The sequence below is a fragment of the Aurantimonas sp. A2-1-M11 genome, assembly GCF_036549475.1.
GTDB lineage: Bacteria > Pseudomonadota > Alphaproteobacteria > Rhizobiales > Rhizobiaceae > Aurantimonas.
The window spans coordinates 422-18,828 of sequence record NZ_JAZHLI010000047.1 but is presented as its reverse complement, the minus strand read 5'-3'; the positions used below and the strand labels follow the sequence as shown (position 1 = coordinate 18,828).

19 protein-coding genes are annotated in these 18,407 nt (G+C 68.4%); 4 read left to right on the top strand and 15 right to left on the bottom strand.

What is annotated here, in order from left to right:
• Positions 1-24: 24 nt before the first annotated feature.
• The 5 genes from pheT to rpmI form a co-directional block, all read right to left on the bottom strand.
• The gene (gene pheT / locus VQ042_RS18235) at positions 25-2,439 is read right to left on the bottom strand and encodes a phenylalanine--tRNA ligase subunit beta (RefSeq protein ID WP_331821743.1); all 2,415 of its coding nucleotides are present in this window, start codon (positions 2,437-2,439) and stop codon (positions 25-27) included.
• Between the two features lie 127 nt (positions 2,440-2,566).
• The gene (locus VQ042_RS18230) at positions 2,567-2,977 is read right to left on the bottom strand and encodes a hypothetical protein (RefSeq protein WP_331821742.1); all 411 of its coding nucleotides are present in this window, start codon (positions 2,975-2,977) and stop codon (positions 2,567-2,569) included.
• Positions 2,978-3,059: 82 nt separating this feature from the next.
• Positions 3,060-4,145 (bottom strand): phenylalanine--tRNA ligase subunit alpha, encoded by a 1,086-nt coding sequence (gene pheS / locus VQ042_RS18225; RefSeq protein WP_331821741.1) that lies wholly within the window; start codon positions 4,143-4,145, stop codon positions 3,060-3,062.
• A 150-nt stretch (positions 4,146-4,295) separates the two neighbouring features.
• A complete protein-coding gene (gene rplT / locus VQ042_RS18220) occupies positions 4,296-4,715 on the bottom strand; it encodes a 50S ribosomal protein L20 (protein WP_331821740.1) in 420 nt (139 codons plus the stop codon).
• A 36-nt stretch (positions 4,716-4,751) separates the two neighbouring features.
• Positions 4,752-4,952: a 50S ribosomal protein L35 gene (gene rpmI, locus VQ042_RS18215; protein WP_331821739.1), complete on the bottom strand. Its 201-nt coding sequence runs from the start codon at positions 4,950-4,952 to the stop codon at positions 4,752-4,754.
• Positions 4,953-5,597: 645 nt separating this feature from the next.
• Between rpmI and VQ042_RS18210 the strand changes: the two genes are divergently transcribed.
• A complete protein-coding gene (locus tag VQ042_RS18210) occupies positions 5,598-6,185 on the top strand; it encodes a hypothetical protein (RefSeq protein WP_331821738.1) in 588 nt (195 codons plus the stop codon).
• A gap of 103 nt (positions 6,186-6,288) precedes the next feature.
• Here the strand turns inward: VQ042_RS18210 and infC are convergent, their stop codons facing one another.
• Complete coding sequence (gene infC, locus VQ042_RS18205) at positions 6,289-6,828, bottom strand: translation initiation factor IF-3 (protein ID WP_331821761.1); 540 nt, start codon at positions 6,826-6,828, stop codon at positions 6,289-6,291.
• A gap of 236 nt (positions 6,829-7,064) precedes the next feature.
• Between infC and VQ042_RS18200 the strand changes: the two genes are divergently transcribed.
• Together VQ042_RS18200 and VQ042_RS18195 are read left to right on the top strand one after the other, a co-directional pair.
• Positions 7,065-7,865, top strand: a complete 801-nt coding sequence (locus tag VQ042_RS18200; RefSeq protein WP_331821737.1) for an alpha/beta hydrolase — start codon at positions 7,065-7,067, stop codon at positions 7,863-7,865.
• Positions 7,866-8,147: 282 nt separating this feature from the next.
• Complete coding sequence (locus VQ042_RS18195) at positions 8,148-8,780, top strand: transglutaminase-like cysteine peptidase (protein ID WP_331821736.1); 633 nt, start codon at positions 8,148-8,150, stop codon at positions 8,778-8,780.
• Positions 8,781-8,812: 32 nt separating this feature from the next.
• Here VQ042_RS18195 and yacG read toward each other — a convergent pair whose 3' ends face one another.
• From yacG to VQ042_RS18150, 9 genes are all read right to left on the bottom strand, one after another.
• Entirely contained in the window at positions 8,813-9,016 is a 204-nt protein-coding gene (gene yacG, locus VQ042_RS18190) for a DNA gyrase inhibitor YacG (RefSeq protein WP_331821735.1), read from the bottom strand.
• Positions 9,013-9,663: a Maf-like protein gene (locus VQ042_RS18185; protein WP_331821734.1), complete on the bottom strand. Its 651-nt coding sequence runs from the start codon at positions 9,661-9,663 to the stop codon at positions 9,013-9,015. The genes yacG and VQ042_RS18185 overlap by 4 nt, the downstream gene beginning before the upstream one ends.
• Positions 9,664-9,675: 12 nt before the next feature.
• Complete coding sequence (infA, locus tag VQ042_RS18180; RefSeq protein WP_024349579.1) at positions 9,676-9,894, bottom strand: translation initiation factor IF-1; 219 nt, start codon at positions 9,892-9,894, stop codon at positions 9,676-9,678.
• A gap of 207 nt (positions 9,895-10,101) precedes the next feature.
• The gene (murA, locus tag VQ042_RS18175; RefSeq protein ID WP_331821733.1) at positions 10,102-11,394 is read right to left on the bottom strand and encodes a UDP-N-acetylglucosamine 1-carboxyvinyltransferase; all 1,293 of its coding nucleotides are present in this window, start codon (positions 11,392-11,394) and stop codon (positions 10,102-10,104) included.
• Positions 11,395-11,496: 102 nt separating this feature from the next.
• Positions 11,497-12,894: a dihydrolipoyl dehydrogenase gene (lpdA, locus tag VQ042_RS18170; protein WP_331821732.1), complete on the bottom strand. Its 1,398-nt coding sequence runs from the start codon at positions 12,892-12,894 to the stop codon at positions 11,497-11,499.
• Positions 12,891-14,285: a dihydrolipoamide acetyltransferase family protein gene (locus VQ042_RS18165; protein WP_331821731.1), complete on the bottom strand. Its 1,395-nt coding sequence runs from the start codon at positions 14,283-14,285 to the stop codon at positions 12,891-12,893. Before VQ042_RS18165 ends, lpdA begins: the two co-directional genes overlap by 4 nt.
• A 2-nt stretch (positions 14,286-14,287) precedes the next feature.
• Positions 14,288-15,301 (bottom strand): alpha-ketoacid dehydrogenase subunit beta, encoded by a 1,014-nt coding sequence (locus VQ042_RS18160; RefSeq protein WP_331821730.1) that lies wholly within the window; start codon positions 15,299-15,301, stop codon positions 14,288-14,290.
• Between the two features lie 69 nt (positions 15,302-15,370).
• The gene (locus VQ042_RS18155) at positions 15,371-16,603 is read right to left on the bottom strand and encodes a 3-methyl-2-oxobutanoate dehydrogenase (2-methylpropanoyl-transferring) subunit alpha (RefSeq protein WP_331821729.1); all 1,233 of its coding nucleotides are present in this window, start codon (positions 16,601-16,603) and stop codon (positions 15,371-15,373) included.
• A 133-nt stretch (positions 16,604-16,736) separates the two neighbouring features.
• Positions 16,737-16,895, bottom strand: a complete 159-nt coding sequence (locus VQ042_RS18150; protein ID WP_331821728.1) for a hypothetical protein — start codon at positions 16,893-16,895, stop codon at positions 16,737-16,739.
• 454 nt (positions 16,896-17,349) lie between these two features.
• Here VQ042_RS18150 and VQ042_RS18145 point away from each other — a divergent pair.
• A partial coding sequence (locus tag VQ042_RS18145) for a cache domain-containing protein (RefSeq protein WP_331821727.1) occupies positions 17,350-18,407 on the top strand: 1,058 nt, incomplete at its 3' end.

Sequence of the window (18,407 nt, the reverse complement as noted above, 5' to 3'; positions counted from 1 at the left end):
TCCCCCTCCCCGGACGGCGGAGCCTTACGTGCGCAGCGTGCCGCCGGTGGCCTTCTCGACCTGCGCGACGATCCTGGCGGACACCGCCTCCAGATCCTCCTCGGTCAGCGTCCGCTCCACCGGGTTGAGGGTGACTTCGAGCGCCACCGACTTGCGGTTCTCGCCGAGCGCCGCGCCGGTGAAGACATCGAAGACGCGGACCTCGCCGACCAGCTTGCGGTCGGCGCCCTCGGCGGCCCGGACCAGCTTCAGCGCGTCCATGTCGGCATCGACGACGAATGCGAAGTCGCGCCGCACCGGCTGGAAGGACGACACGGCCAGCACCGGCTTGGTGCGGGTCGCCTTGCGCTTGGGCGCCGGGATCGCGTCGAGGAACACCTCGAAGCCGCAATGGGGCCCGGCGGCGTCGAGACTCTTCAGTGTCCTGGGATGGAATTCGCCGAATTCGGCGAGCACCACCTTGGGCCCGAGCTTGATCCGGCCGGAGCGGCCCGGATGGTACCAGTCGCTCGCCGGGGCCTCGATCATCAGCCGGTCCACCGGCGCACCAGCGGCCTCCAGGGCCGCGATGGCGTCGGCCTTGGCGTCGAAGACCGAGACGGCCGACGCATTGCCGTCCCAGGCGCGTCCGCTGCCCTCCAGCACCGCGGTGCCGCGGCGCAAGCCGCCGGCGACGCGCAGCTGGCCGTCGGGCTCGTCGGAGCGGTAGACCGCCGCTACCTCGAACAGCGCCGTGTCGCCATGGCCGCGGGCAGCATTGCGTGCCGCCGCCGCGATCAGGCCCGGCAGCAGCGAGGGGCGCATGTCCGACATGTCCGCCGAGATCGGGTTCTCCAGCGTCAGCGCCGGGTTGCCGCCGCCGAACGCCGCGGCATGGCTGGCGGGAATGAAGCTGTAGCTGACCGTCTCCACCATGCCGCGGGCGGCCAGCGCCCGGCGCGCCGCGCGGTCGCGGATCTGCGGAACGGTGAGGATGCGGCCGCCGACGGCGCCGGCCGAGGGGAGCGGCTGCGGCGCGATCGTGTCGACGCCGACGAGGCGCATGATCTCTTCCACCAGATCGGCTTTGCCGTCGATGTCCGGCCGCCAGCTCGGGCTGACGACATGCGCCGCCTCGGCGTCGGGCGTGACCTGGAAGCCGAGCCGTTCGAGGATGGCGACCTGCCGGTCGCGGTCCACCGGCAGGCCGGTTAGCCGCTCGGTTTCCGTGAAGGGTAGCACGATCGGCGCGGCCGGGCGCGCATCCCCGCCGACGACGATGCGCCGGGACGGCGTGCCGCCGCACAGATCCAGGACGAGGCGCGTCGCCAGATCGAGCCCCGGCTCCATGAAGTCCGGGTCGACCCCGCGCTCGAAGCGGTAGCGCGCATCGGTAATGATGCCGAGCGTGCGGCCGGTGCGGGCGATGTCGCGCGGGTCCCACAGGGCCGATTCGATGAGGACGTCGGTCGTCGCCGCGTCGCAGCCCGAATGCTCGCCGCCCATGATGCCGGCGATGGATTCCACGCCGTTCTCGTCGGCGATGACACACATGCCGGCCGACAGCCGGTAGGTCCGCTCGTCGAGGGCGAGGACCTCCTCGCCGTCGCCCGCATCGCGCACGCGTAGGTCGCCGGCCACCTTGGCGGCGTCGAAGACGTGCAGCGGACGGCCGCGATCGAAGGTGACGTAGTTGGTGATGTCCACCAGCGCGTTGATCGGGCGAAGGCCGATCGCCTTCAGGCGCTTCTGCATCCAGGCCGGCGACGCGCCGTTGGCCACGCCGCTGACCTTGCGCAGGGCAAAGCCGGTGCAGGTGCTGCTCTCCACCGAGAGGCCGAAGGGGCAGTCGCCCTCCCCTTCGATGCGCTCGGGCAGCGCGGTCTTCAGCGTTCCCATGCCCGAGGCCGCCAGATCGCGCGCGATGCCGGCGACGCCCGTCGCGTCGGGCCGGTTGGGCGTCAGGTTGATCTCGATGACCGGGTCGGCGAGGTCGGCATAATCGGCAAAGCGCGCGCCGACCGGCGCATCCGGTGCCAGATCGATGATGCCGTCATGGCTGTCGGACAGCTCCAGCTCGCGCTCCGAGCACATCATGCCGTGGGATTCGACGCCGCGGATGCGACCGACCGACAGGGTCGTGTCGATGCCCGGCACGTAGGTGCCCGGCATCGCCAGCACGCCGACGAGCCCGGCCCGGGCGTTGGGCGCGCCGCAGACGATCTGCACCAGCTTGCCGTCGTTGATGTCGGGTCCCGCCTCGACGGTCAGCACCTGCAGCTTGTCGGCGTCCGGATGGCGCTCGGCGGTCAGGACCCGGGCAATGCGGAAGGGCGCGAACACGGCCCGGTCATCGACCGCCTCGACCTCGAGGCCGATCATGGTCAAGCGTTCGCAGATGTCAGCCAGCGAGGCGTCGGTGTCGAGATGGTCCTTGAGCCAGGAAAGCGTGAATTTCATCGGTTCGGTTCAGTCTCGTTGCGGACAGGCCGAGCGGCCGTCGAAAATACGCCATGCGGCTCCGCACGGGCGGGCCGCGGCGCGCGTGTCTGTGTCGCGGGCCCCGCCAGGGCACTCGGCGCGGGGCTCAGAGGTCGCGGCGCTCCGTGCCGGCGATGTCCTCGGCGACGCTGCGCGCCAGCGCCGTGGCATGGACGAAGCGATAGGTCAGCAGCGCGACGATGGCGAAGACCACGTAGAGGAACAGCAGCGATCCCCAGGACAGCAGGGAATCGAAGCCGAAGCGGTCGATGAGCGCCGGCAGGCCGACGCCGGTGAAGAAGGAGGCCAGCGCCGCGGGCGTCTGCGACATGGAGCGGTAGTAGAAGGCGAAGAGGCCGACCGTCACCAGCGCCACGACGATGCGCCCGGGCGAGGCCAGGAGCGTGAGGAAGCCGGTGTCGGCGAACAGCCAGCTGGCGAAGTCGAGCGCCAGAAGGCCGATCACCGCGCCGGCCACGACGGCGATCACTTCGAGGACGGTCATGCGTGCCGACATGGCGAAGGCTCCTGCTCTTTCGGGACGATCGGGGCGAACGGCCCGCCGCCGATCCCGGAGGATGCGGCGACGGTCATCAATGTCACGTCGACAGGCCGCCGAACAGGGTCGGCATGTCGAGCGGGCGGAAGCCGTAATGTTCCAGCCAGCGCACGTCGGACTCGAAGAAGGCGCGCAGGTCCGGCATGCCGTATTTCAGCATGGCGATCCGGTCGATGCCCATGCCCCAGGCAAAGCCCTGGTATTCGTCGGGATCGAGGCCGCCATGGCGCAGCACGTTGGGATGCACCATGCCGCAGCCCAGGATCTCCATCCAGTCCGAGCCCTCGCCGAACCGCACCTCGCCCGGATTGGACCGGTCGCACTGGATGTCGACCTCCAGGCTCGGCTCGGTGAACGGGAAGTAGGACGGCCGGAACCGCATGTTCAGGGACGGCACCTCGAAGAACGCCTTGCAGAACTCCTCCAGCACCCATTTCATGTTCGCCACATTGGCCGACTTGTCGATGACGAGGCCTTCCACCTGGTGGAACATGGGCGAATGGGTGGCGTCGGAATCCTGCCGGTAGGTGCGCCCCGGAATGACGATGCGCAACGGCGGCTTGGTCGTCTCCATGGTCCGGATCTGCACCGGCGAGGTGTGGGTGCGCAGCACCTTGCGCCCCCCCCTGGCGTCCGGCTTCAGGAAGAAGGTGTCGTGCATCTCGCGGGCCGGATGGCCCTCGGGGAAGTTCAGCGCCGTGAAATTGTAGTGGTCGGTCTCGATGTCCGGCCCCTCGGCGATGGCAAAGCCCATGTCGGCGAAGATCGCGGTGATCTCGTCGATCACCTGGCTGATCGGGTGGATGCGGCCGCGCGCGGCGGGGCTGGGGCGCACCGGCAGGGTCACGTCGACCCGCTCGGCGGCCAGCCGCACGGCGATCGCGGCGTCGGCGAGTTCCTCGCGGCGCGCCGTCACCATCGCCTGTGCGCGGTCGCGCAGGCCGTTCAGCCTCGGCCCCTCGACGCGGCGCTCGTCCGGGCTCATCTTTCCGAGACCCTTCAGGAGCTCGGAGATGCGGCCCTTCTTGCCGAGCTCGGCCACCCGGATCGCCTCCAGCGCGGCCTCGTCGGCGGCGGCGGCGACCTGTTCGGAGAGATGGGCTTCCAGTTCCTGAAGATCGCTCATCCTCAACTCCCATGCTGCTTAATGCCGGGCGACAAACCGCCGCATGCCCCGTTCGCACGGGCCCGGGTGCGGCGTCATCGGACCCGCTGACATGAAAAGGCCCGCGCGGCAGTGCGGCGCGGGCCCGTAAGCAATCAGAATTGCGCTGCCTCAGGCCGCGCGCTTCTCGCCGACGGCGCGCTCGTAGGCGCCGTCAAACTCGCTGTCCTTGAGATAGGCCAGCGATGCCTTCGCCTGCTCGCACAGCACGCCGAACGCCTCGGGCTCGTGGATCGCGATGTCGGACAGAACCTTGCGGTCGACCTCGATGCCGGCCTTGTTCAGACCGTCGATGAAGCGGCCATAGGTGATGCCGTGCTCGCGGACGGCGGCATTGATGCGCTGGATCCACAGGGCGCGGAAATTCCGCTTCTTCACCCGGCGATCGCGGGTTGCATACTGCTTCGACCGGTCGACGGCGGCCTTGGCGGCGCGGATGGTGTTCTTGCGGCGGCCGTAGAAACCGGCGGCCTGCTTGAGAACCTTCTTGTGCTTGGCGTGGGACGTTACGCCCCGTTTCACTCGTGCCATGATCTAGTCTCCTGAATTCTCTGAAACCCGCACCGTTCAGCGGTTGTAGGGCATGTAGATCTTGACGATCCGTTCGTCGGGCTTGGACAGGATCATCGTGCCGCGCGCGTCGCGCAGGAAGTCGTTGGAGCGTTTGATCATGCCGTGGCGCTTGCCGGCGGCGCCTGCCTTGACGCGGCCGGAGGCCGTCATCCGGAAGCGCTTCTTGGCGCTGGCCTTGGTCTTCATCTTGGGCATTTTGCTCTCCTTGGTGAGGCTCGCGACCATGCGCGCGCAACCGGTTTCCCGATCGCCGCGCCTCGTCCTCTCGACGGTGTCGCGATAGCATTGAGAACCGCCACGGCATGCCCTGCCGGCCGGTTCGCTTCTGAACGTCGCGCTTATAGGCAAAGTCGGCCGCGTGCGCAAGACCGCCCGGCAGTGCGTGCGCCCGATCTGCCGTCCCGACAAGAGGCCGGCAGACAGGCTACCTGCCCGAAGACCCGGCAGGCGCTTTCCCTCACTGAGTGAGTTGCCAAGCGTCCAGCGGGGTGGAATCCTTGGCTGGGCACGAATATGGATGGCAATGACCCTCATTCGCTTCCCGCATCGTCTCGACGAGCTGCAAACGCTGCTGGCGTGTGCGTCCTGCAGCCGGGAAAACTGGTCGCTGGTGACGCAGGCGATCGACGAGATGTTCCCGGGCGCCAGGGCCAGGCTCCGCCGTCTGTCGACAGACCGCAGGGACGGTCTCGAACGCGCTCCGCCGCAGAGCCCGCCCCGGCAGCACGGCTCGGTCCGCGATCCCGGACTGCCTGACGCCACGGCCGATCTCGCTCCCGGCACCCTCTTCGACATCCCGCGGCCGGGCGCTTCCGCGCCATCCGTGCCGAACCTGCCCGGATGGATGACCGCCTCGTCCTGCATCGCCGCGCACCCTGGACCTGGGTCCTCACTGCCGAGGGTCCGGACCAGCTGAAGGAGCGTCATGCCGCCGCCGCGCATTCCCTGCTGCGCCGACATGGGGACGCATTGCGCCGGGCCTTCCTCGTTTCCCATTGCCTCGGCACGCCCGACCAGCCGGGGCGCTCGGTGATCGAGGCGAGCTGGGACCCTCTGCCCTTCGGAATCGCCCTCGTGGCGCGAAACCGGACCATCCTGGCGGCCAACACCGCGGCGGACGACCTCCTGTCGACGCAACGGTTCTTCGTGCCGCCGGGCGAGACGCGGATCCTGCGTGCCGCCGGATTGAAGGATCGCCTGCGCCTCGCCCGCGCGATCGACCGGATCCTCGGCGGCGAAAGCGATCGCGAAGCCACGCTGGTCGAAGGCTTGCGGCAGGGCGAGCCGCTGCCGGTCACGCTGCTGCCCTGCGACGGAAAGGACGGCCTCGCATCCCCGCCTGGCGCAACACCAAGCCGTCGCGACAGCCTCCTGGCGATCATCGGCGACAGCGGCGAGAGTTTTTGCGCGCGACGGGACATCGCCTGACCCTGATCTTGAAGCGTCCAGCCCAGCGTCTGCGGCAACGTCGCGACACGAAAAAGCCGGCGGCCACGACGGCGCCGGCTCTTGTCTGTTCGTCAGAAGCGGATCAGGCGCGGGGCGCCAGCACCATCATCATCTGACGGCCCTCGAGCTTCGGCTCGGCCTCGACCTTGGAAATCTCAGCCGTCTCCTCGCGGACCCGGTTGAGCAGGCGCATGCCCAGTTCCTGGTGCGCCATCTCGCGACCGCGGAACCGCAGGGTCACCTTCACCTTGTCGCCCTCGTCGAAGAATCGACGTACGGACTTCATCTTGGTCTCGTAGTCGTGCTCGTCGATGTTCGGACGCATCTTGATCTCTTTGACCTCGATGGTCTTCTGGCGCCTGCGCGCCTCGGCCGACTTCTTCTGGGTCTCGTATTTCAGCTTGCCCAGGTCGAGAATCTTGCAAACCGGCGGGTTGGCGGTCGGCACGATCTCCACGAGATCGAGCCCGGCCTCCTCGGCCATCGCAAGCGCTTCTGAGGTCGCGGTCGGTCCGCGGTTTTCACCGTCGGCATCGATCAGCTGGACCTGAGGAACGCGAATATCCTTGTTGGAACGCGGTCCCGTGTTCTGGGTCGGTGGTGCACGGAATGGTCTGCGAATGGTCGTTGACTCCTGTTGTTGACGACGCAAGACGGCTTTGGGACAACACGCGGCATCGGACCGGGTTCCCGAACAAATGGCCGGGACCGATCGACGATCACCACGATGCGGATCCTTCAAGAGGCCGTATATAGCATCGACGGTGCCAATTGGCACGCCCCGGCAGCGCAGAAAATGCGCCGGCCTCATCTGGCCGGGACATTTCTGCCGCACGGATCACCAGGACGGACCGCCCCATGACCGCAGAGCACCCCATCGACCCGCCGCACTTCCTGTCCGTCGGTGATGACCAACGGCGCATCGCCTATCGCACCCGACAGGGCAACTCGCCGACACTCGTCTGGCTCGGGGGCTACCGTTCCGACATGCGCAGCACGAAGGCCGAGTTCCTCGCGGAACTTGCGCAGCGCGAGGGTCTCGGCTTCTGCCGTCTCGACTATTCCGGCCATGGCGAATCCGGCGGGCGCTTCGAGGATGGCACCATCGGGCGCTGGGTCGAGGATGCCAGGACCGTACTCGACGCGGCGGTTACCGGGCCGGTGATTCTCGTCGGCTCCTCCATGGGAGCGTGGATCGCGCTGCGCCTCGCCCAGATCGCGCGCGCCGCCGGCGACAGGCGCCGCATCGCCGGCATGCTGCTGCTCGCGCCCGCGCCGGACTTCACCGAGCGGCTGATGATGCCCAATCTCGACGCCGCGCAGCGCGAGGCGCTGGCGCGCGACGGGTTCCTGACCAAGCCTTCGGACTATTCGCCGGAACCGGACCTCTACACCCGCGCCCTGTTCGAGGACGGCCGGCAGAACCTCGTCATGACCGACCTGATCGAGACCGACTGTCCGGTCACGATCATCCAGGGCATGGCCGACAAGGACGTGCCTTATACCCATGCAATGGAACTGGTGGCCCATCTGCCCTTCGCCGGCACGATCATCACCCTGGTGCGCGACGGCGACCACCGCCTGTCGCGGCCGCAGGATCTGGCCCTGATCGGCCGCGCGGCGGCCGATCTCGTCGCCGCGAGCCGGGACGGAGCGTAAAGGTTCCCTCCCGGGAAGGCCTTCCCTCGCGACGGGCCACGACTGTTGTGAGAATGTCACAATCTTGTAGTCGTAACCTGAAAACCGTCTTGTTTTCCGAGTCATAGCCCGGCCCCTTCGGCCGCCAAACGCCTGTTTCCCTGGAATTTCTGCCGTCTGCCGTCCGCAAACTTGCGTCGGGCTTGCAGATGATGCGCCGCAGCAACGCCACCTGCGTTGACAGTTTTCCGCATCGCAAACACCATCACGACACAGAGGGTTGTTCGTCCGGAGGGGGTACGAATGGGCTATATTCGCGCAATCGGCGCCACGATATTGCTTTGCCTGACACTACAGACCGGTTCCGCCCAAGCGGAATCCCGCGGGCCGTTCATGGTCGTCGGCGACACCACCTCGCCGCCGGTCGGGCATCGCCTGTTCTGCCACAGCCATCCCGACGAATGCCGGCCGTCCGGGGGAGAGGCCGCCGCCCGAACCGTCGAGCCGGTTACGCTGACACCCGAACTCATCGGGGCCATCGCGCAGCTCAACGAAGAGATCAACCGCCGCGTCGAGGCGAAGTCCGACCGCGAACTCTACGGCGTCGAGGAGCGCTGGACCTATCCGTCCGATGCCAACCAGGGCGATTGCGAGGATTACGCGCTGCTCAAGCGCAAGCTCCTCAACGAGCGCGAGGGCATCGACCTCGGCAATCTGCTTCTGACGGTCGTGCGCAAGCGCGACGGCGAGGGCCATGCCATCCTCACCTTGCGCACCCAGCGCGGCGAATTCGTCCTCGACAATCTCGATCGCCGGGTCGTGGCCTGGCGGGACGCGCCCTACCGGTTCCTGAAGCGCCAGAGCGTCGCCGATCCGGGCCGCTGGAACCGGGTCGAGGACGGCAATGCCGTGCTGGTCGGCTCGGTCGCGAAATAGGGCAAGCGCCGCGGCGGCAGGCGAGAGACGCGTCAGTCTTCCTCGCCGGTCGGCGAATCGGACGGCTCTTCTTCCGTGCCGGGAATCACATAGCTGCCGCTGAGCCAGCGATTGAGGTCGATCGCCTTGCAGCGGGGCGAGCAGAACGGATAGCTGGCCCGGTCCGAGACATTGCCGCATTCGGGGCAGCGCCGTTTCGGGCGAAGCGGCGTCACTTTCGCGCCGATGGCGTTCATGCCGTTTCCGTCTGGCCCGTCGCGGCCTTCCACCGGTGGTGGATGTCGTAGCCTTCACCGGCCAGAAGCGAGAGCGTCTCGTACAGCGGCAGTCCGACGACGCTGGTATAGGAGCCGATCAGCCGCACGACAAAGGTGCCGGCCAGGCCCTGGATGGCATAGCCACCGGCCTTGCCGCGCCATTCGTCCGAGGCGATGTAGCAGTCGATGTCCTCGCGCGACAGCCGCTTGAAGCGCACGCGCGTCTCGATCAGTCGCTGGCGCAGCGAGCCGCTCGGCCCGACCAGGGCGACGCCGGTATAGACGCGGTGCGTGCGGCCCGAGAGCGTGCGCAGATTGGCGATCGCGTCCTCGGCGAGTTCGGCCTTGGGCATGATCTGCCGGCCGACGGAGACCACCGTGTCGGCGGCCAGCACGAAGCGCGGCCCGGCGACGTCGAGCTCGCGCAGGGCGCGCACGGCCTGTTCGGCCTTGGCCTTGGCCAGCCGCTTGGCCAGCGAGCGCGGATGCTCGTTGCGCAGCGGCGATTCGTCGAGATCGGCCGGCAGCAGACGGTCCGGCTCGATGCCGGCTTGGGCGAGCAGTTCCAGCCGCCGGGGCGACCCGGAGGCGAGAACGAGCACGGGGCGCGCCGCTTTGGTATCCATGCCCTCGCCGACTTACTTGAAGCGGTAGGTGATGCGACCCTTGGTCAGGTCGTAGGGCGTCATCTCGACGAGCACCTTGTCGCCGGTCAGGACGCGGATGCGGTTCTTGCGCATCCGGCCCGCCGTGTGGGCGATGATCTCGTGCTCGTTCTCGAGTTTGATCCGGAAGGTGGCGTTGGGTAACAGTTCCGTCACGGTGCCGGGAAACTCGAGAACTTCTTCTTTTGCCATATGATGTCGTGCCTTGATGGTGTGTGAGGGCGCCAAGCGTCAGGCTTCGCGACGGAACGGACCGCCGCACGGATGCGGCGACGAAATGGGGATCGGTGCCTTAGATCGGGGCAAACGCGAAAAAAAGCAATATGCGTCCGATGATTACAGGTGCCAAGGGGCGCGCCGTGCGCATCGGTCCGGCGCGGGCGCCGGGCGCGACGATCCTCAACCGGCAGAGACCCGTTCGATGTCGGCGCCGCAGGCCCCCAGCTTTTCTTCCAGCCGCTCGAAGCCGCGGTCGAGGTGATAGACGCGGTTGATCGTCGTCTCGCCCTCGGCCACGAGGCCGGCGATCACCAGCGACACCGACGCACGCAGGTCGGTCGCCATGACCGGCGCGCCGACGAGACGCTTGACGCCCTCGATCGTCGCGACCTGGCCCGACAGCGAGATCCGCGCGCCCAGGCGCACCAGTTCCTGCACGTGCATGAAGCGGTTCTCGAAGATCGTCTCCGTGATGTGCGAGGTGCCCTCGGCGCGCGTCATCAGCGCCATCATCTGCGCCTGAAGGTCGGTCGGGAACCCCGGATAGGGGTCGGTCCGGACATCGACCGGCGAGATCCCGCCGCCATTGCGATAGACCCGGATGCCGTCCTCGACCGGCTCGACGGTCACGCCGGCGCCCTTCAGGCTGCCGAGCGCGGTCTGCAGGAGCTGGGCGTTGGTCCCGGTCAGGGTCACGTCGCCGCCGGTCATCGCCACGGCCATGGCATAGGTGCCGGTCTCGATCCGGTCCGGCAGCACGCGATGACGCGCACCCGACAGGGCCGACACGCCCTCGATGGTGATGGTGCCGGTGCCGGCGCCCTCGATCCTGGCGCCCATGGCGTTCAGGCAGGTGGCCAGATCGACGACTTCGGGCTCGCGCGCGGCGTTCTCCAGGACGGTCTGGCCCTTGGCCAGCGTCGCGGCCATCATCAGGACGTGGGTCGCGCCGACCGAGACCTTGGGGAAGACGAAGCGGGCGCCGACGAGGCCGCCCCTGGCCTCGGCCACCGCATAGCCGGCGTCGATGTCGATCGTCGCGCCCAGCGCGCGCAGGCCGTCGATGAACAGATCGACCGGCCGCGTGCCGATGGCGCAGCCGCCCGGCAGCGAGACCTTGGCCTTGTGCATGCGCGCCAGCAGCGGCCCAATCACCCAGAAGCTCGCCCGCATCTTGGAGACCAGCTCGTAGGGCGCGGTGGTGTCGACGATGTTGCGCGCGTCGAAATGGATGGTGCGGCCAAGGCCCGGCTGCTGGCGGATACGCTTGCCGATCACCGAATAGTCGACGCCGTGATTGCCGAGAATGCGGATCAGCTGCTCGACATCGGCGAGATGCGGCACGTTCTCCAGCGTCAGCGTGTCGTCGGTGAGCAGCGAGGCGATCATCAGCGGCAGCGCCGCGTTCTTGGCGCCCGAGATGGGTATCGTCCCGTTGAGCTCGTTGCCGCCGCGAATGCGAATGCGATCCATGATGTCCGGCCTTGCGTGGTGTCGTCCCGAAAGGCGGGTCTCTACACCAGCAGGCACGCCGTATCAAACCGCCGGGCAACGAGCGGGGCCGTCCGCCCCCGCTCAGACGTGTATGGTGTGGCCCAGCGCCTTGAAGGCCGCCTCCTGGAACGCCTCGCCCTGGGTCGGGTGGGCGTGGATCGTCCCGGCGATGTCCTCCAGGCAGGCGCCCATCTCCAGCGCCAGGGAAAAGGCGGCCGCAAGTTCCGATATGCCGGCGCCCACGGCCTGGATGCCGAGCACCAGATGATTGTCGGCCCGCGCCACGACGCGCACGAAGCCGTCGTCGCGATTCAGTGTCATCGCCCGCCCATTGGCCTGGAACGGGAATGTACCGATCTTCGTCTCGTAGCCGGCATGCCTGGCGTCGTCCGGCGACAGGCCGACCGTGACGATTTCCGGGTCGGTGAAGCAGATCGCCGGGATCGCCTGCTTGTCCCAGGCCTGGCGCGCGCCGGCGACGATCTCGGCCACCATCTCGCCCTCGGCCATCGCCTTGTGGGCGAGCATCGGCTCGCCGCAGACGTCGCCGATGGCGTAGATCCCGCGCATGGCGGTGCGGCGCTGCTCGTCGACCCGAAGGAACGGCCCGTCCATCTCCAGCACCAGCTCCTCCCGGCCCCAGCCGTCGGTCAGGGGCCTGCGCCCCACCGTAACGAGGATCTGGTCGGCAGCGAGCCGCCGCTCGGAGCCGTCGGCGAGTTCCACGACGAGGTCGCCGTCCTCGCCGGCCAGCCCTATGGCCTTCGCCTCGGTCAGGATCTCGACGCCGAGCGCGTCCAGGCGCGCCCGCACCGGGCGGATCAGATCGCCGTCATAGAGCGGCAGGATCTGCGCCGTCGCCTCGACGATCGTCACCTTCGAGCCGGCCTTGGCGAAGGCGGTGCCGAGCTCGACGCCGATATAGCCGCCACCGACCACCGTCAGCCGCGGCGGCGGTGCGGCGAGACTCAACGCCTCGGCCGAGGAGATCACCTTGCCGCCGAAGGGCAGCATGGGCAGTTCCACCGGCACCGAGCCGGTGGCGATGATGACGCTCTCGGCGGCGATGCGCTGGGTGCCGGTCTCGCCCTCGACCTCCACCGTCTTGCCGTCCAGAAACCGGGCCCGGCCGGAGACGAGCTTCACCTTGGCCCGCTTCAGGAGGCCGGTGACGCCATTGTTCAGCCGGTTGACAATGCCGTCCTTCCAGTCGACCACCTGCCTCCAGTCGAGGCCCGGCTCGGCAGCGGTGATGCCGGGGATGGCGGCGCCGCGGGCCGCCTCGTGCATCAGGAAATACTCGTCTGCCGCATGGATCAGCGCCTTGGAGGGGATGCAGCCGATGTTCAGGCAGGTGCCGCCCGGCTTGCGGTCGTCGACGATCACCGTGTCGAGGCCGAGCTGGCCGGCCCGGATCGCGGCCACATAGCCGCCGGGGCCGGCGCCGATCACCAGGAGCTGGCAGGAGATGTCGGTCATGGCCGCTCCTCGACGAAAATCATCGCGGGGGTCTCCAGAAGTGCCTTGATGCGCTGGACGAAGCGGGCGGCGTCCCAGCCGTCGATCACCCGGTGGTCGAAGCTGGAGGACAGGTTCATGCGCCGGCGCGGCACGAAGCGCGTGCCGTCCCAGACCGGCCGCACCTCGATCTTGTTGACGCCGACGATGGCCACTTCGGGATGGTTGATCACCGGCGTCGTGACGATGCCGCCCATGGCGCCCAGCGAGGTGATGGTGATGGTCGAGCCGGACAGCTCCTCGCGCCTGGCGGAGCCCGACTTGGCCGCCTCGCCGAGGCGCGCGAGTTCGGCCGCGCAGTTCCACACGTCGCGCGCCTCGGCATGGCGGACCACCGGCACCACCAGCCCGGCACCGGTCTGCGCCGCGATGCCGATATGGACGCCGCCATGCTGGTGCAGGACGTTGGCGTCGTCGTCATAGAGCGAATTGAGCGCCGGCTGGTCGCGGATGGCGATGACCATGGCGCGCATCAGGAACGGCAGCAGGGTGAGCTTCGGCCGGTCGTCGCGGCGGTCGCGGTTCATCACGGCGCGCAGGTCCTCCAGCGCCTCGACGTCGATCTCCTCGACATAGGTGATGTGGGCGATGCGGCTCTTGGCCAGCGCCATCTTCTCGGCGATGCGCCGCCGCAGCCCGACCACCTTGATCTCGGTGACGGATGTGTCGGCCTGCAGGCCGCCGCCCGCGGCCGGCTCGCCGCCCCCGCTTTCCACATAGGCGTCGAGATCGTCCCGGCCGATCCGGCCCGCCGGGCCGCTGCCCGACACCCGGCGCAGGTCGATGCCGGCTTCCATGGCCCGGCGCCGCACGGCCGGCGACGCCAGTGGGCGCTCGCCCGGCTTGCGCATCGGAGCCGTGCCCGCAGGGCGTTGCGCCTGGGGCCCCGCAGGCCGCGGGCTCGAAGCCCCCACACCATCGCCGCCGCCGGGTGACTTCGCCGGCTTATCTTCAGCCTTCTTGCCCCTGTCCGCTGGCGCGTCGTCATGCGCGGCGCCCTTGCGGTCGTCCGGGCCGGGCGCCGGCTCGGCGGATGGCGAACGCGGCGCGTCGCCGGTCGCCACGACGACGTCGTCGGTGTTCTCGTCGGGCTCGTTGGTGCCGCCCTCGCCCGCCACGGTGAGTCGGACCAGCGGCGAGCCCACCGCCAGGGTCTCGCCGATCTCGCCGCCCATCCAGGCGACGGTGCCGTCCACCGGCGAGGGAATGTCGACGGTGGCCTTGTCGGTCATCACGGCGGCCAGCACTGCGTCCTCGCGGACGACGTCGCCGATCTTGACGTGCCATTCGACGAGTTCGGCCTCGGCGACGCCCTCGCCCACATCCGGAAGCTTGATCGTGTAGGTGCCCATGATCAGCCCTCCATGACCTGTCTGAGCGCCGCCCCGACCCGCACCGGACCGGGGAAGTAGTCCCATTCCTGGGCGTGCGGATAGGGCGTGTCCCAGCCCGCGACCCGCAGGATCGGCGCCTCCAGGTGATAGAAGCAGGTCTCCTCCACGAGGGCGCAGAGCTCGGCGCCGAAGCCCGAGGTGAGCGTCGCCTCATGCACGACGACGCAGCGGCCGGTCTTCTCCACCGATTGCTGGATCAGCTCCAGGTCCAGCGGCACCAGCGTGCGCAGGTCGAGGATCTCGGCATCGACGCCGACCATCTCGGCCGCCGCCAGGGCGACATGGACCATGGTGCCATAGGCCAGCACGGTGACGCCCGCGCCCTCGCGGCGCACTATGCCCTTGCCCAGCGGCACGGTGTAGCGGCCCTCGGGCACCTCGCCCAGCGGATGCTTCGACCAGGGCGTGACCGGCCGGTCGTGATGGCCGTCGAAGGGCCCGTTGTAGAGACGCTTGGGCTCCAGGAAGATCACCGGGTCGTTGTCCTCGATGGCGGCGATCAGAAGGCCCTTGGCGTCGTAGGGGTTGGACGGCACCACGGTCTTCAGCCCCGCCACATGGGTGAACAGCGCCTCGGGCGACTGGGAATGGGTCTGGCCGCCGAAGATGCCGCCGCCGGTGGGCATGCGCACCACCATCGGGGCGGTGAAGTCGCTGGCCGAGCGATAGCGCAGCCGTGCCGCCTCGGACACGATCTGGTCGTAGGCCGGATAGACATAGTCGGCGAACTGCATCTCCACGACCGGCCGCAGCCCGTAGGCGGCCATGCCGATGGCGGTGCCGACGATGCCGCTCTCGTTGATCGGCGCATCGAAGCAGCGGTTCTTGCCGAAGCGCTCCTGCAGCCCGGCCGTGCAGCGGAAGACGCCGCCGAAATAGCCGACATCCTCGCCGAAGACGACGACATTGTCGTCCTCCGCCATCTTCACCGCATGGGCGTCGCGGATCGCCTCGATCATGGTCATGCGCGCCATGGCGTCAGCAACCTTTCCTGCATGCGGCGCCGTCCGGGGCGCGGCCGACCAGCATCCCAGCAGCCATCGTCAATACCCCGCCTGCTGGCGCTGGCGCCGCAGATGCGGCGGCATCTCCTCGTAGACGCCCTCGAACATGTCCCGCACCGAGGGCCGCGGGCCGGTGTGCAGCGTGCCGTGGGTTTCGGCCTCGCGCTGGGCGGCCAGGATCTCGGCGTCGATCTCGGCCTCGGCCTGGACGTGGCGCTCCTCGCTCCAGGCTTCGGTGAGGATCAGATGGTTCTTCAGACGCTTGACCGGATCACCCAGTGGCCAGGCGTCGGTTTCCTCCTTGGGCCGGTAGGCCGAGGGATCGTCGGAGGTGGAATGGGCCGCCGCGCGATAGGTGACCCATTCGATCAGCGTCGGCCCGAGATTGCGACGGGCGCGCTCGACCGCCCATTTCGACGCCGCGTGGACGGCGAGATAGTCGTTGCCGTCGACCCGCAGCGAGGGAATGCCGAAGCCGAGCCCGCGCGCCGCGAAGGTGCCGGAGCCGCCGCGGGCGATGCCCTGATAGGTCGAGATCGCCCACTGGTTGTTGACGATGTTGAGGACCACCGGCGCCTTGTAGGTCGAGGCGAAGACCATGGCCGAATGGAAGTCGCTCTCGGCCGTCGAGCCGTCGCCGATCCAGGCGGCGGCGATGCGGTGGTCGCCCTTGATCGCCGAGGCCATCGCCCAGCCGACGCCTTGGACGAACTGGGTCGCCAGATTGCCCGAGATCGAGAAGAAGCCGTGCGCCTTGGACGAATACATGATCGGCAGTTGCCGGCCCTTCAGCGGGTCGCGGCGGTTGGAGTAGATCTGGCACATCATGTCGACCAGCGGATAGTCGTCGGCGATCAGCAGCCCCTGCTGGCGATAGGTGGGAAAGTTCATGTCGCCGGGCGCCAGCGCCTTGCGGAAGGCGCAGGCGATCGCCTCCTCGCCTAGGCACTGCATGTAGAAGGAGGTCTTGCCCTGGCGCTGGGCCATCAGCATGCGGCGGTCGAAGGCCCGCACCCGCATCATCGTCTTCAGCCCCGCCAGGAGCTCGTCGTCGGTCAGCGTGCCTGCCCATTCGCCCACCGCCTCGCCGGACCGGTTGAGGACGCGGATGATCGAATAGGCCAGATCGCGGATCTCGGCCGGGTCGATGTCGACCGGTGGACGGCGGACCGTGCCCGCCTTGGCGATCTTGACGCCGCTGAAATCGGGCGTGCCGCCCGGCCGGACCTCGGGCTCCGGCACGTGCAGGCTGAGCGGCTTCTTGTCTGGCACGTTCCATCCCCTGACTCGCGGGCCCTGACTTGCGGGTCCATGCGCGACGTTGCGACCGCGCCGCGGCATCCGTCAAGATGGTCCGGATTGGGCGCCCCCAACTTGGCGCAGCGGCCTTCTGCGGGGCGGCGGCCTATTGCGGCCGGATCAGCACTGTCAGCATGAAGGTGAAGATGCCCAGCAGCGCGAGCTTCCAGAAGTCGCCGCGCTTGCGCAGCCCCGGCACGCCGAGGGGCCGGATCAGATGCACGACCATCAGCAGCAGGAAGAGGACGGAGAAGAGCTTGCTCATCGGGGCAGCGTTACCCGATCCGCCGGCCCCGCGCCATGGCGGGTCGAAGGCTGGCGCAAGGCCGGTTCGGCGGCTGCGGCCATGCCCGGCGCTTGCCTGTCCGCCGGATTCGACGGATCGACGCCACCGCTCTCCCCTTGCGGCGCCTGACGATCGAACGCCCTCGCGTCAACGGTTCCTTCCCGGCGCCGCCGTGCCCGCCGCCCAGGGCGGCACCGCAAGCCGGGAGGTGTTCCAGCCGGATCGCCCGGCTTCCGTCCCCTTGCTGCGCAGGACGAGGCGCCGGCTCCGCAACGGCACCCGCCGAGCGGTTCGGGACGATCGGCCGGATGGTCGCTGCGGAAAGCGGCGCCGGGCGGTCGGAAACAGTTCCGTAAACCGAATATTCTTGATTCGCCTGCCATGGAGTACCGGGAGCTCAGGAACAGGCCGCAGGGGTCGCAGCGGGAACATCATGAATTTTTCTATCAGTCGGAAACTGTCCGCCCTCATCGCTGTGGCAGCCGTTGCCAGTATCGCCGCGATGACCCTCCAGCTTTACTCGCTGCACCAGACGATCTGGAACGATCGGAAGAACCTGATCATCTCGCAGGTCGACAGCGCGATCTCGATGCTCGGCGGCTTTCAGGCAAGGGTCGAATCGGGTGAACTGACGCTTCAGGAGGCGCAGGACCGGGCCCGCGAAGCCGCCCTGCCGATCCGCTTCGGAGAGAACGACTACCTGTTCATGATGAGTGCCGACGGCACGCGCGTGATGCATCCCGATCCCAACCTTCAGGGCACGGACTCGTTCACGTCGAAGGATGTGAAGGGTGTCTTCTACAACCGCGAGATGGTCGAGAACGCGCACAAGGGTGGCGGCTTCACGACCTATTACCGGGCGCGGCTGAAGGGATCGGACGAGATCTCCGCCAAGCTCTCCTACGCACAGCTGTTCGCCCCGTGGGACTGGACGGTTGCCACCGGGCTCTATGTCGACGATCTCAACACCCAGTTCATGGGCGAAGTCTACAAGGCGCTGCTCTGGTTTGCGCTGCTGTTCGCCATGCTGATTGCCTGCGCCATTCCGCTGGCCCGCTCGATCTCGCGGCCCATCAACAGGATGACGGACGCGATGCGGCGTCTGGCAGCCGGTGACAAGACGGTCGAGATTCCTGCGGTCGGCCGCCACGACGAGATCGGCGAGATGGCCGAGGCGGTCGCGGCCTTCAAGCAGGCGGCCATCGAGCGCGACGAGCTGGCCGCACAGGCCGAGGCATCCCGCATCAGCCAGGACGAGGCCGCCAAGCGCCAGGCCGCGCTGGACGACGCCAAGGCGGAAGACCTGCGGGCCTTCGTCGGCATTGTCGAGGTCGGCTTCGAGCGCCTGTCGGCCGGCGACCTGACCGTGCGCATGCAGGACAAGGTGGCGGCCGAGTTCGAGCCGATCCGCGCCAAGTTCAATGCCAGCGTCGCGGCGCTGGAAACCGCCATCGGCCATGTGGTCACCTCCATCGCCTCGATCCGCACCGG